Raw genomic sequence first — 13,480 nt, 5'->3', positions numbered from 1 at the left:
CATAGTCTTACGCTATGTATATCGGATAATAGATTGAATACTTAACCCCTTTACCAAAATTATTTTGCAGCCGCAATCTCACCAGCAAGAAGGTAAATAAGTGGTGAATTCCAGTAGATAGTTATCTCATTAGTTGAATAGCTGGATTCATTGTCTCCATAACACCTAGCACTTGGAGCTCCGCTAAGGACATTCATAGCATAATCATCATTAAGTCCGCTATTTGGGCCTCCCACTAGCATTCCGGGAACAGCAACACCTTTAACCTGAGAAGGTCTGTGGTGAGGATGCTCAGGATAATATGTACCAAATCCAGTAAAGAAACTATAACCTGTTGAGTTGTTGCCAAACAGATAGTTAAGCTGCATATCAGCAACATTCTTATTGGTCTTATCAATAAGGCCATCCATCATAAGAAGATATTCACCATTGTTGGCGATAGTCAAGTTACTTCCCCATGGGTAAGCACCAACAATGGAAGATCCATAGCCATATTTTGCAGAGTTTGAGATGATCTCTTTTGCCATCTTATTAGCTTCGTCCCTAACAAGTGAAGCAGTATCATCGTCAGCTCCCTTAGCAGAAAGATAAGCATATCCACCGTATCCAGCTACTCCCTGCCATCCAAGGGAATAGCCATTGTCAGGAAGCTCGTTCTTTAATAGTTCTTCATAGGACTTATCGTCAGTTGTCTTAAAGAGTTCTGCATAGGCCCAGAATCTCTCATCAATATCATTAACATCTTCATACTCACCTGTAAATACGTCAGAAGGGTTCTTATAACCCACTGGGTCTCTTGGAGTCTTTGAGATGTACTCCGCTGCTTTTTTAGAGACTGAAAGACACTTTTCTGAGAACTCGCTATCTAAACCGGAATAGACTCTCGAAGCAATAGCCATCACACCTGCAAAATCAGCTGTCGCAGTTGTAGTAACGGGCATGATCACAAGTTCATCTTTTTCATCTTGTGGCATTATATTGCCAGGGAAGTTGCGACATGTAACCTTATGGTAAACGCCGCCATCTTCTCTTTGCATCTTAAAGAGCCAGTCCAGTTCATATTTAGCTTCATCAAGAACATCAGGAATTCCGTTCCCACTCTCTGGGATTCCAACATTGTCATCAAATACATCCGGATAATTCTCATATGCAAGAAGAAGGTCAGCTACAGCTTTGGCTCCAGCTACAGAGTATCTTCCATAATCTCCGGCATCATGCCAGCCACCGGATACATCAAGCTTTTGGGAATTATCTTCATAAAGAACAGCCATATCATTGTGGCATACTGGGTGCGCAAAGTCTCCAGCAAGATCTGTTGTGATTTCTGTTCCACACCTCTGGTAATAAAGCATCTTGATAGATGCCTTAAACGCTTCATCATAAACATCATTACCAATCCTGAAAGATGGAGAAACATTATCCCCTGCCTCTACATGGTAGGTTCCCTCATCAGTTACAGATGAGAAATTAAAGATTGCTTCCTTTTCGCCTGTATCAGGATCATCGATACTGCTTGTGATCTTCTGTTCTAAAACACTTTCACCAGTAGCTTCATTTATCAAAAGAGCTGTCTTATTAAGTGAAGATCTTCTAAGGGTGGCACTCTTATAAGAGTCAGGGAGATACCCTATCTGGTTGACTGAAATATCAGGAAAATCAATATCCCCGGCAGTAGCTATCCTGTTGGTGGCATCCTCCAATGTAAGAACTACGTTGTCAAGATACACGTGGTGTTCAGGAGTGCTGCGATCCATATCATCAACTACACCCATGTTAATGCAAAATCTGGGAACAAGGTCACCGGTTTCTTCCATCGTGAAGGTGTACTCGTAGTGCTTTTTTTCCTTATCAATAGTGATATGCTCCATATAGTAGGCGTGATAATCACCGCCATTTAACTGGAAACGCATCTCAAGTATCTTTTTATCAATATCAGAATATGCGTCGAAGGCGATCTTATAAACGCAGCCCTCATCTAATTGGAATCCATCATGATAAAGCTGTACGCCATGAGCAACAGATCCAAGACTCTTTATATCAATGTCGAGCTCACCCTCAGCGTTCACAGTTAGCTCTGCAAGTCCATCCTGACAGAAGGTATGCCATGGTTCAGTCCCATCAGAAAAGTCCCCATTTGTGATCATATTTTCGCCAGTGATCTCAACCGGCTCCGCTTCTTTCTTTTCTTCTTCCTGGGTAGCGGCAGGCTCTGTAGCTGCAGAATCTGGCTGGACAATCTCAGATGTTTCTTCAGTTGGCTGCTCAGGCACTTCCTGAACTGTGCCTTCACCACAAGCCACTAAAGAAAACGCCATTACAGCAGCAAATACCACAGACAATACTTTCTTTTTCATACCTTCTTCTCCCTTATTCTCAAAGAGCCGCGGTGAAGACCGCAGCCCTTAATAACTTCAATCTAATTATATAAATATTCATCCCGTAACCTTTGTTGATTTGTTCTCCAAAGATGTAGGCTCCAAAAGCTGCGTGAGCTTGGCAGCGTTGGCTTCTTCCATAGCTGCAAGGATATCTCCTCTGTTCTCCACACTCATCTGTGCCAATATCTTGGCCACAAGCTGTATCTGGTTCTCCTTGACCATCTCGTCAAAGATCTTGGCAGCAGATTTTGCTTTCATGCCTGAATAGGTTGTGGCAAAGGCTTTAATAGCAGCATCATCAACCTTACCCTGCACGATCTTCTGATAAATCTGTTCAGCATTATCAGGATCTATCATCTCATAATATGTCTGATAAGTTTCCGGGTCTGGAGCATTATCGCCGTATACAACCTCCTCATAGAACTTGGCCTTTTCTTCGTAGAAGGCTTTTTGCTGCTGCTCAAAGGGTTCGAGTCTTGCAACTTCTGCCTTTAGTTTTTCATTTTCAGCAGTCAGTGTGCTGTTTTCTTCCATTTCAGACTGCAACGCTTTTTCAAGTCTCTTTATATAGTTCAGAGCATCCTCGAGAGTATTAAGCGATCCTTCAGAACCTGTTCCATCAATTACTGTTGTTCCATCCACAACAATCTGAGTGGTTTCAGTCTCTTTTTGAACAGAGCCTTCAGGAAGGATAAGATTCAGATAAGGTACATCTTTGATAAGAGGCGCCAGAATATCTGAACCAAAACCACCGACATTGAGCTTTACAAGCAGTGCCATAATAGCAAGCCAGATAAGGATAATGAGGAAAGTGATAACAAGAGTAGCAAGGCCACCTGCATTATCGCCACTTATTTCAGCACTTCTGTCTGCAAATTCCCTCTCTTTTTCCTTTTGTGCTTTTCTCTGCTCTTTCAGCTTCTTGGCATATTCTTTTTTATCCGCTTTCAGTTTGGCCTTCGCCGCTTTCGGGTCTTCAGGGCCATGTAATAAACTGCTATCAGCCATTTACTAATCTTCCTTTTGTTTTTCTGCGTAGGTAAAGCTGCTTCGCTGATCGTTTTCCTTAGCTTCTTCCTGTTTCTGTTCCTCTATAAACTGTTCAAACGCCTTTTCTTTAAGGGTCTCCTGCATTTTACGTTCCTGAACATTTTTTGTAAGCTTAACCCTTATCTTTTCAACCCTGTCTTCATATTGTTTGACCACCATGGACTGCTGTTTGATCATGACGTCCATTTGGGCTGTTGCATACTGGTTATCCAGAATATCCTGAAGCTTTAACGAGTCTTCATTTCGAAGTTCCTCCGCTTCTTCAAGATATCTGGCTTTTCTGCTTACATATTCATCCAAAATATCAAGCTGCTCGTTGAGTTCATTCTGAGCCACAGCAAATTCCATTTTAGTCTGGTTCTCTGTCTGCTGCTTGATATTAAGAACGCTCTGCATCCTGTAAACAAATCTTGCCATAAGTTAACTTCTCTTATTCCGCAAACATATTTAGAAGCTGCGATCTTATCTCTTCAAATGAGAACTTCTCATCTGTCTCCTGCATAAGGAAATTGTTGACCATCTCTATCTTGGATATCGCATAGTCAATATTCTTATTGGCGCCGTTTCTGTATGCGCCGATATTGATAAGATCCTCTGCGTCGTTATAAGTGGCAAGTACGTTTTTAAGCTTGCCCGCAGCCTTCTTGTGCTCAGGATCTGCTATGGCAGACATACATCTTGAGATGCTGGCCAGAACGTCTATCGCCGGGTAGTGATTCTTTTGCGCAAGCTTTCTGTTAAGTACTATATGGCCATCAAGGATACCTCTGGCGGTATCGGTGATAGGCTCATTCATGTCATCACCATCTACAAGGACGGTGTAAAGACCAGTTATGGAGCCTTTTCTGGATTTACCGGCTCTCTCAAGAAGTTTTGGCATCTCCGCATATACTGACGGAGGATATCCTCTTGATACAGGCGGCTCTCCTGATGCAAGTCCGATCTCTCTTTGAGCCATTGAAAAACGGGTAAGAGAATCCATCATAAGAAGGACATCTTTTCCTTTATCCCTGAAGTACTCTGCAATGGAAGTCGCAGTCTTGGCAGCCTTAAGTCTTTCAAGAGCAGGTTTATCTGAGGTTGCACAGACTACAATCGATCTCTGCATACCCTCCTCGCCAAGGTCTCTTTCTATGAATTCACGAACCTCTCTGCCACGCTCTCCGATAAGAGCTATGACATTTATGTCCGCCTGAGTGTTTCTTGCAAACATGCCAAGAAGTGTAGACTTACCAACACCAGAACCAGCAAAGATACCAATACGCTGTCCCTTACCAACTGTAAGAAGACCATCAACAGCCTTAACTCCAAGTGAAAGGACCTCTGAAATAGGATCTCTTGTCATAGGATCCGGGGGCTGGTTCTCAACCGAGTATGCAATACCGCCCTCCAGAACAGTACCCTGACCATAGTTGGTACCATCGATTCTTCCAAGACCATCAAGAGTCTTGCCAAGAAGTCCCTCACCAACGTTAACACGAAGTGGTGAGTCGGTATTTTCTACAATACTGCCATTGCCAATGCCACTGGTGTTTTCATAGGGCATCAGCTGTACATGACCATCCTTAAATCCAACCACCTCTGCCATTGATGGCTTAACCACATGGTTAGATGCAGACTCGTTGTCTTTTTTCTTGGGATAGATAAGACAGATATCACCAAGTTTGGCATCTGGTCCAGCAGATTCAATGGTAAGGCCTATGACATTAACCACTTTACCTCTTGTGCGGTAAAATGGTGCATTCTGCATTTTCTTATATTTAGATAGATCAACTGATGAAACCAGCATAGGCAAACACCAACTTATCTTCTGTTTCTGTCAAAGGACAGGAGCTTTAATTTCCTTGAGATCTCTGACAGTTCCACACCGAGGCTGCAGTCAAATACGCCACTGTCAGACTCAATCATGCATTCATTCTCTCTAAGAAGAGGATCTTCTATGATCTCCATTGTGGTATTTGGAGATGTAATACATGCATTGAGAGTTTCCCTCTCATCCATGATATCGTCGTAGTCATCTGATGAAACGTGGACAATAAGGTCTTTTCCAGGCTCTATTCTTGATAGAGTAGTCTTAAGAAGATGAAGGATAATACCCTTATCTTCTCTAAGCTCAATGTTAAACACGTGTTCATAGATCTGAGTAAGAACATCAACCATCTCAGGTTCAAGCTCATCAACGATCTGCTGATACTCTTTTTCCAGATCTCCTCTTTGCTGCTCAAATTCATCCTTGAGGGCCTGGGCAGCTGCTACGCCTTCCTGATAGCCAGCTTCATATCCTTCCCTATGTCCCTGCTCCATGGCTTCATTCCTGATGGCTTCAGCCTGTTGCTGGGCACTCTGAAGGATCATGTCAGCCTGCTCCTGGGCCTGCTGGATCTTAAGGTCCATCTCAGCCTGCATCGCTTCCATATCAAACTGAGGATCAGGAACTGATTCCAGCATGCTCTGATCCTCTGTAAGTTGAGAAAGCTGCTCCATTTCAATACCAGGAATAAAGTCCTCACCCATCTCCATATCAGGATATGCATCATCCTGTACCATCTGGGTTCTCTGCCTTTTTAGTTCCTGTTCCTGAAAGGCTTCTATTTTTCTATTAGCCAGGTCGTTGTTATCAATGATCCTAGTTTCAGTAGAATCGAAAGTGACGTAACCTGCTTTAAACAAATTAGACAACTAACTCATCACCTCCACCTCTGGAGATTACGATTTCGCCAGAATCCTCAAGCTTTCTGATTACGTTAACAATCTTCTGCTGAGCTTCTTCAACGTCCTTCATACGCACAGGGCCCATGAAGTCCATATCTTCCTTGATCATAGCAGCAAGACGCTTGGAGAGGTTGTTGAAGATTGCTGTCTGAACCTGTTCAGTAGCACTCTTACATGCAAGAGCAAGGTCTGAGTTCTCAACCTCACGCAGCACTCTCTGAATAGATCTGTCGTCCAGAAGAAGGATATCTTCGAATACGAACATCTTCTTTCTGATCTCGTCTGCAAGCTCTGGCTCTTCGATTTCCAGAGTCTCCATGATATGTTTCTCTGTGGCACGGTCTACAGTATTGAGGATCTCTACTACTGCATCTACACCACCGATGATTGTGTAATCCTGGTTTACAAGAGATGACAACTTGGATTCCAATACCTTTTCTACCTCTTTGATCGTATCCGGACTTGTTCTGTCCATGGAAGCAATACGCTTAGCAACATCAGCCTGTCTGTCAGGTGCCAGAGCTGAAAGGATCATAGCACTCTGGGAAGCAGACATGTATGAAAGAATGAGGGCAATAGTCTGAGGATGCTCATCCTGAATGAAGGTGAGGATCTGTGATGGCTCAGTTTTGCGGATAAACTCAAAAGGCTTAACCTGCAGTGAAGCAGTAAGCTTACTGATAACATCAAGAGCCTTATCTTCACCAAGGGCTTTTTCAAGAAGCTCTTTAGCATAGGTGATACCACCTTCAGCAATGTACTGCTGAGCAAGGCATACCCCATAGAACTCCTGAAGTACCGCTTCCTTGATCTGGGAAGTGACACTTCTAGTGTTAGCTATTTCCAGTGTAAGCTCCTCGATCTCCTCTTCCTTAAGGTGCTTAAATATGGCAGATGATTTTTCCGGCCCTAGGGCGATAAGAAGAATCGCTGCTTTTTGAGTCCCCGTAAAATCGGCGATTAAGGGATTTGGTCCACCCCCCATTTCTACGTCCATCATAACTGTTCCCTCGCAAAACCTTTAGTAAATCAAATAATTAGCCATAGTCCTCATTGAGCCAGTTCCTAAGAAGCGTAGCTGCTGCTTCCGGATTCTCATCTACGAACTTCTCAATAAGTCTCTTTGTCTCAGATCCCTGATCCATCTCAATATCTGAAAGAACTTCCTCAGGCTGAGATTCAAGGAGCTGTTCAACAGAAAGCTGTTCTGGCTGTTCTTGTTCTTCCTCTGTCTTCTTGGATGTCCACATGCTCCTGAGAATAATGAATGCAAGAAGTCCAAGAATAACAAGGATAAGAACGATCTGAAGAATATCTGTAACGGTGATGTTAGCACCAGTTCTGTCAAAGAATACATATTCGGTATATGCTGCCATGGCTACGTTTTCAGCCTTGATACCAGTAGCCTTGGAGACAACATTTATCATCTCTTCAGGAACTTCAAGTACTATTGGCTGTGTGTTTCCAGCCTTAAACTCTTCCCATGTAGCTCCGTCGTGATCATCAGGCTTATAGTCTTCCTGCTTCATAACCTGATAGTTGATAGCTGTAACTGAAATTGAAGACTCATTGTACTTGATGGCACCAGGTACGCTGGACTCTGTGGTGATCTTCTCATTTGGAAGATAGTCCCTTGACTCCTCAGTAATGGTTGATGTGGAGTTTGTATTGTCGAGAGTTACATAAGTGGTCTCATCATCAGCATTGGAATCTGTTCCAGGTATTCCGCTGATACCGTTTACGTTCTCAGCATTATAAGTATCCTCATGGCTAAGAACACCCTGTGTCTGGTCTTCTGCTGGAGTATACTGATGATCTGTAACTTCTTTTTTAGAGAAGTCCATTACCAGGTTACTTGCAACCTCAATGTTGTCATAGAGCTTGGTTCCAAGTAAAACCTTCTTGACCTCTGACTTAACAAGCTGCTCAGCCTTGGCTTTAACAGAAAGCTGTGTTGATGCAAGACCTGAAGTTGTTGTATCTTCTCCTCCAGAAAAGAGCATGTTGCCTTCCGTATCAAGAATAACTATATTGTCAGTGTTTTCATTACCCACAGCTACTGCAACTGCCTTAGCAAGGAAAGCAGCATTTTCCTCGTCAAACTTGCCGCCTTCACTAAGTTGCAAAAGAATCCATGCAGAAGCTTCTTCCTGATTGCCAATAAGTGTTCCGTCATTGTCAGGGATATTGAGCTGTACATTGGCTGACTTAATGGCATCGAACTTGGAAATAAAGTCCTGCTCAAGTCTGCTCTCTAAATACAGCACATATTTCTTTTGCTTGTCTGATTCAGTTGTTGAAAAACTGCCATTGGTTACATTGTCGATGCTGTAAGCATAAGACTGGATGTCATTAGCACCCAAAAGAAGACTGGCATCACCCTGATCCTTTTTAAGGACCTTGAACTCCAATCCATCGTCTGACATTTTGTAATTAACTGAATTTGAATCAAGGAGCTCCTTGATCTCGGACGCCTCCTTGGTAGAATTAGCATTTACTAAAGTCACGTATTGTGGCTGATTTAATACAGACACCAAAATAATGATGGTAAGCAGTACAACCGTGCTGGCACCTATTATCAAGGTTTTCTGCCTGGCTGTAAAAGCGTTCCACCAGTCGAGAATCTTCTGCCAAATAGCCCTAAATCTTTCTGGCATATCTCTCCCTCCCCTCTATTGCAAAACACACTAAAACTTAATACCAAATCAGATCTGCATCTGAGTCAGTTCTCTATAAGCAGCAAGCGCCTTATCCCTTATAGCTACTGTATACTGCAGGGTCGTGCTTGCCTTCTGAAGAGCAATGGACAGATCATGTGTATTATCAGTCAGCCCCAGTGACCATTTGATCTCTTCATTCTCTGCATCTGACAGATATGCATTAGTGGTTGAGATATTGTCCACTACTGCACTGAAAATACTCTTAAATGACTGGTCGTTACCAACCTGGTCATCGCCAAGAACATTGTAAACTCTGCTGTTTGTCTTTTCAGCATGTCTTATTACATCACTACTAACATTTCTAAGCTGAGAAATATCAAGAGATGCCATAATAATCCTCCCCAAAGGTTATATTGCAAAACTATCTATTAAACGTCAGCCCTGGCCAAGGTCAAGTCCCCTTGATGCAAGATTCTTGCTGGCATTAAAGGCAGTGACATTAGCCTCATAGGACCTGCTGGCATCTATGAGGTTTGTCATCTCGGTTACAGTGTTGACATTAGGATAAGTAACATATCCATATTCATCAGCATCTGGATGAGATGGGTCGTAAACTATATTCATCTGAGTCCAGGTATCATCCTGAACAGTTGAAACCTTAACACCTCTTCCTGAATAATGATCAAGCTTCTCATTGAGAATCCTTGAAAACGGAGTCTGTGTTCCTTTTTCAGCAAAAGTAACTACCTTTCTGACATAAGGAGTTCCTTCTGAAGTCCTTGTGGTATTGGCGTTGGCAATATTTTCAGAGATGATGTCCATACGAAATCTCTGGGCAGTCATACCTGAAGAATTGATATTAAAGGAATCGAATATGCTCATCTAGCACCTCCCGTTATGATGACCTTGTAACCAATGAAAGGTTTGAGAATTCACTCTTAAGTGAAGACATTAGTCCCTGATACTTGAGCTGGTTTGCAGCAAGCATAACGTTTTCTGTATCGATATCAACATTGTTTTTGTCAGTCCTGTAGGAAAATCCCGAATAGTCATTAACTACTCTTGCCTCCAGGTGCTTGTTCTTGAGGTTAGCTACCTTGGCATCCATAGTCTTGTACTTGTTGTGTCCAAGAGCTCTCTCAAGCTCATCCTCAAAATTGAGATCCTGCCTCTTATAGCCTGGTGTGTCAACATTGGCAATGTTATTGGCAATTATCTCGTTTCTAGTCCAAGCAGCGTCAGCAGCCTTGTCCAGGACATTGATGTAATCAAATACATTGCTATTAATCACAGACCCACTCCTCCTTATTATTCTATTTAATAATAAAATTTTTTTATGTAAATTACAAGCATAATATACTTTATATTGTGCTTTTTGTAATCCATCCTACAAAATCTATGTAAAAAACAAAGAAAGGATTTACCAAATATTGATAAATCCTTTCATCATGATTCACATCCATGTCGCTGTTATTGTTTATACAATATACATCGGCAAATTATATTTCCTGCTTTAGCTTTTTGATCTCTCCAAATACCACGTCATTTGTAACCTTGATGTATGTACCCTTCATTCCGGAGGATCTTGATTCAATGACGCCAGCGCTTTCAAATTTCCTAAGAGCATTTACGATAACACTTCTTGTAATTCCTACCCTGTCGGCGATCTTGCTGGCAACCAGCACTCCTTCCATTCCATCGAGCTCATCGAATATATGGATGATAGCCTGCATCTCAGAGAAAGAAAGAGTTCCGATAGCTGATTTAACAACGGCAAGCTTCCTGCTCTCCTCAGCGTTCTCTTCATTTACAGCCCTTAGCATCTCAAGACCAACAACTGTTGTTCCATATTCACACAGAATGATGTCATCAATATCATAAGGCTTGTCTGTCTTATAGATGAACAGTGTTCCAAGTCTCTCTCCCGCTATCTCGATCGGAGTAATTATAGCCTGGAACTTGGAAGAGTCTATTCCCTCGAATCCAAGGGTCTCCAGGTTTACGTTCTCCTTGGTTGAAAGAATTGTCAGAAGCCTCTCATTTAACATCGGATCGATAAATGATCCAACGCTGCAGGATAAAAGGTTACTGATGGATTCTACATCCTTGCTCTCACCAATACCGAGAACTTTACCCTTTTTACTGATAACAAACATATTTGAGGATAAAATGTCGCACAGAACCCTGCAAATGTCATTGAAAACAACCTTACCAGAGTTACTGGTGTGAAGAAGCTTTCCTATCTTACGGGTCTTATCCAGTAGTTGTACACTACTCATCAGAATTCTCCTTTTTCTGTATTTTCCCCAACGTGCAAAGTGATCATTGCATAGACGAAAAAGCGTCAATAATGTCACTACACTATTTGTATCATATCATAAAAAAATAGGCGCTTCAAACAATAAAGCGCCTACAATTATGAAAAAAAGCTAAAGATTTCTGAAAATTTATATGATTAGTTTTACGTTTATTCTTTTACCTTATCTTCTACGTGTCCACACTCAGGATTGCCACAGGCAAGCTTGTTGTTCTTGGCATACATTACACCGCCGCACTTAGGGCACTTCTTGGAGACAGGCCTCTGCCATGACATAAAGTCACAGTTAGGATTGTCAATGCATCCGTAGAAAATACGTCCCTTCTTGGTTCTCTTAAGGACGATATCCTTCCCACAGTTTGGACATTCAACACCAATCTTCTCAAAGTATGGCTTGGTGTTCTTGCACTCAGGGAAACCTGGGCAAGCAAGGAACTTACCATGAGGACCATATTTGATAACAAGATTTCTTCCGCAGAGTTCACATACCTCATCTGTAACCTCATCCTGAACCTGAACCTTCTCAAGCTCTTTTTCCGCTGCAGAAACAGCCTCACTAAGGTCAGGATAGAAGTTCTCGATAACTGTCTTCCACTTAACATCACCCTCTGCTATTCCGTCAAGGAGAGCTTCCATGTTGGAAGTAAAGTTAACATCTACTATCTGAGGGAATGCCTCCATCATCATCTTGTTAACTGCCTGCCCAAGCTCAGTGATGTAAAGAGATTTATTCTCTTTGGTTATATAGTGTCTTGCCATGATAGTTGAGATTGTTGGAGCGTAGGTAGATGGTCTGCCTATTCCAAGAGCCTCAAGGTCATGCACAAGAGAAGCCTCAGTATAGTGAGGTGCAGGCTGTGTAAAGTGCTGCTGTGAATCAAAGCTGTCAAATTTAAGCTTGGTCTTGGTATCAAGATTCTTCATGATTACGTTCTTTTCGATCTGATCGTCCTCATCTGTGTAAACATTTAAGAATCCATCAAATATAGTCTTGCTGGCAGCTACTGTAAATCTGTGTTCACCACAGTCGATCTTAACTGATGTGGTCTCATACTTGGCAGCAGCCATACGGCTTGCCATAAATCTGCGCCAGATGAGCTGATAGAGTCTGAACTGATCCCTTGAAAGGAAGTCCTTGACCATTACAGGTGTTCTGTCAACATAGGTAGGACGGATAGCTTCGTGAGCATCCTGGATCTTGCCTTCGCTTTTCTTGGCACCAGCGCCCTCAGCGAGGTACTTATCACCAAAGTTCTTAGAGATATAGTCATTGGCAGCTTCTACTGCCTCCGCTGATACTCTTGTTGAGTCTGTTCTGAGGTAAGTGATAAGACCAACTGTACCCTCTTTACCAAGCTCAATTCCTTCATAGAGCTGCTGAGCAACTCTCATGGTCTTCTGAGTTGAGAAGTTAAGAGCCTTGCTGGCTTCCTGCTGAAGAGTTGATGTTGTAAATGGAAGTGGAGCCTTCTTGCTTCTCTCGCCCTTCTTAACATCACTTACAACATACTTGCTACCTTCAAGGTCCTTAAGTATCTGTTCAAGCTCTTTTTTGGAGCTAATTTCCTTCTTGTCATTACCCTTACCATAGTAGTGAGCCACAAGAGGCTTCTTTTCTCCCTCTGGCATAAGGTTTACATCTAGGGTCCAGTATTCTGTAGGGATAAAAGAGTCTATCTCTTCCTCTCTGTCTGCGATGATACGAAGAGCTACTGACTGAACTCTTCCTGCAGAAAGACCTCTTTTGATCTTGGACCAGAGAATAGGTGAAATCTCATAACCTACCATACGGTCAAGAACACGCCTTGCCTGCTGTGCATCAACAAGGTTCATGTCGATGTCCCTAGGATGCTTCATAGCTTCCTTGACTGCATTCTTGGTAATCTCGTTAAAGGTTACTCTCTGAACCTTGGCATCAGCATCTGCGAGCTTAAGCGCAGAGCAAAGGTGCCAGCTTATTGCCTCTCCCTCACGGTCCGGGTCAGTTGCGAGATAAACCTTGTCAGCCTTCTTGACCTGTCTGCGAAGCTCAGCAAGAACATCTCCCTTTCCTCTGATAGTGATATATTTGGGTTCAAAATCGTGGTCGATATCAATTCCCATTGAACTTCTGGGAAGATCTCTTACATGACCATTGCTGGCTGCTACTTCATAGCCAGATCCCAAAAACTTCTTGATAGCCTTAACCTTGGTTGGTGACTCAACTATAAGAAGTGAGTTTTTCTTAGCCTTAGTTTCTTTCTTGGTTGCCATTTATAGTATTTGCCCCTTCACAAAATAATCTGTTACGTTTCTGTTAAGTTCACTTTCATATTAATATACATTTTTAAAGTTTAAGTCAAGTCGCAAATAAAAAGGGCTGG

12 protein-coding genes are annotated in these 13,480 nt (G+C 42.4%); all 12 read right to left on the bottom strand.

Going from position 1 to position 13,480, the window contains the following annotated elements:
* Positions 1 to 59: 59 nt before the first annotated feature.
* Positions 60 to 2,354: a glycoside hydrolase family 9 protein gene (locus tag D6855_RS03140; RefSeq protein WP_120737917.1), complete on the bottom strand. Its 2,295-nt coding sequence runs from the start codon at positions 2,352 to 2,354 to the stop codon at positions 60 to 62.
* Between the two features lie 78 nt (positions 2,355 to 2,432).
* Entirely contained in the window at positions 2,433 to 3,386 is a 954-nt protein-coding gene (locus D6855_RS03135; RefSeq protein WP_120737915.1) for a hypothetical protein, read from the bottom strand.
* Between the two features lie 3 nt (positions 3,387 to 3,389).
* The gene (locus tag D6855_RS03130; RefSeq protein ID WP_120737913.1) at positions 3,390 to 3,845 is read right to left on the bottom strand and encodes a flagellar export protein FliJ; all 456 of its coding nucleotides are present in this window, start codon (positions 3,843 to 3,845) and stop codon (positions 3,390 to 3,392) included.
* Positions 3,846 to 3,858: 13 nt separating this feature from the next.
* Positions 3,859 to 5,178: a flagellar protein export ATPase FliI gene (gene fliI, locus D6855_RS03125; RefSeq protein WP_442861345.1), complete on the bottom strand. Its 1,320-nt coding sequence runs from the start codon at positions 5,176 to 5,178 to the stop codon at positions 3,859 to 3,861.
* A 53-nt stretch (positions 5,179 to 5,231) separates the two neighbouring features.
* Positions 5,232 to 6,107 (bottom strand): FliH/SctL family protein, encoded by an 876-nt coding sequence (locus D6855_RS03120; RefSeq protein ID WP_147368115.1) that lies wholly within the window; start codon positions 6,105 to 6,107, stop codon positions 5,232 to 5,234.
* Positions 6,100 to 7,140, bottom strand: a complete 1,041-nt coding sequence (gene fliG, locus D6855_RS03115) for a flagellar motor switch protein FliG (RefSeq protein ID WP_330546819.1) — start codon at positions 7,138 to 7,140, stop codon at positions 6,100 to 6,102. The genes D6855_RS03120 and fliG overlap by 8 nt, the downstream gene beginning before the upstream one ends.
* Before the next feature lie 37 nt (positions 7,141 to 7,177).
* A complete protein-coding gene (gene fliF / locus D6855_RS03110) occupies positions 7,178 to 8,797 on the bottom strand; it encodes a flagellar basal-body MS-ring/collar protein FliF (protein ID WP_120737907.1) in 1,620 nt (539 codons plus the stop codon).
* Between the two features lie 48 nt (positions 8,798 to 8,845).
* A complete protein-coding gene (locus D6855_RS03105; RefSeq protein WP_120737905.1) occupies positions 8,846 to 9,190 on the bottom strand; it encodes a flagellar hook-basal body complex protein FliE in 345 nt (114 codons plus the stop codon).
* Between the two features lie 45 nt (positions 9,191 to 9,235).
* The gene (flgC, locus tag D6855_RS03100) at positions 9,236 to 9,682 is read right to left on the bottom strand and encodes a flagellar basal body rod protein FlgC (protein WP_120737903.1); all 447 of its coding nucleotides are present in this window, start codon (positions 9,680 to 9,682) and stop codon (positions 9,236 to 9,238) included.
* Between the two features lie 13 nt (positions 9,683 to 9,695).
* Positions 9,696 to 10,091: a flagellar basal body rod protein FlgB gene (gene flgB / locus D6855_RS03095; protein WP_120737901.1), complete on the bottom strand. Its 396-nt coding sequence runs from the start codon at positions 10,089 to 10,091 to the stop codon at positions 9,696 to 9,698.
* A gap of 208 nt (positions 10,092 to 10,299) precedes the next feature.
* The gene (gene codY, locus D6855_RS03090; RefSeq protein WP_120737899.1) at positions 10,300 to 11,079 is read right to left on the bottom strand and encodes a GTP-sensing pleiotropic transcriptional regulator CodY; all 780 of its coding nucleotides are present in this window, start codon (positions 11,077 to 11,079) and stop codon (positions 10,300 to 10,302) included.
* Between the two features lie 188 nt (positions 11,080 to 11,267).
* A complete protein-coding gene (gene topA, locus D6855_RS03085; protein WP_120737897.1) occupies positions 11,268 to 13,370 on the bottom strand; it encodes a type I DNA topoisomerase in 2,103 nt (700 codons plus the stop codon).
* Positions 13,371 to 13,480: the final 110 nt, after the last annotated feature.

Origin of the sequence: Butyrivibrio sp. CB08, from assembly GCF_003625485.1 — a bacterium.
Taxonomy (GTDB): domain Bacteria; phylum Bacillota; class Clostridia; order Lachnospirales; family Lachnospiraceae; genus Butyrivibrio.
Note: the sequence above shows the minus strand (reverse complement) of the source record. Positions and strands in the feature narration are given on the sequence as shown.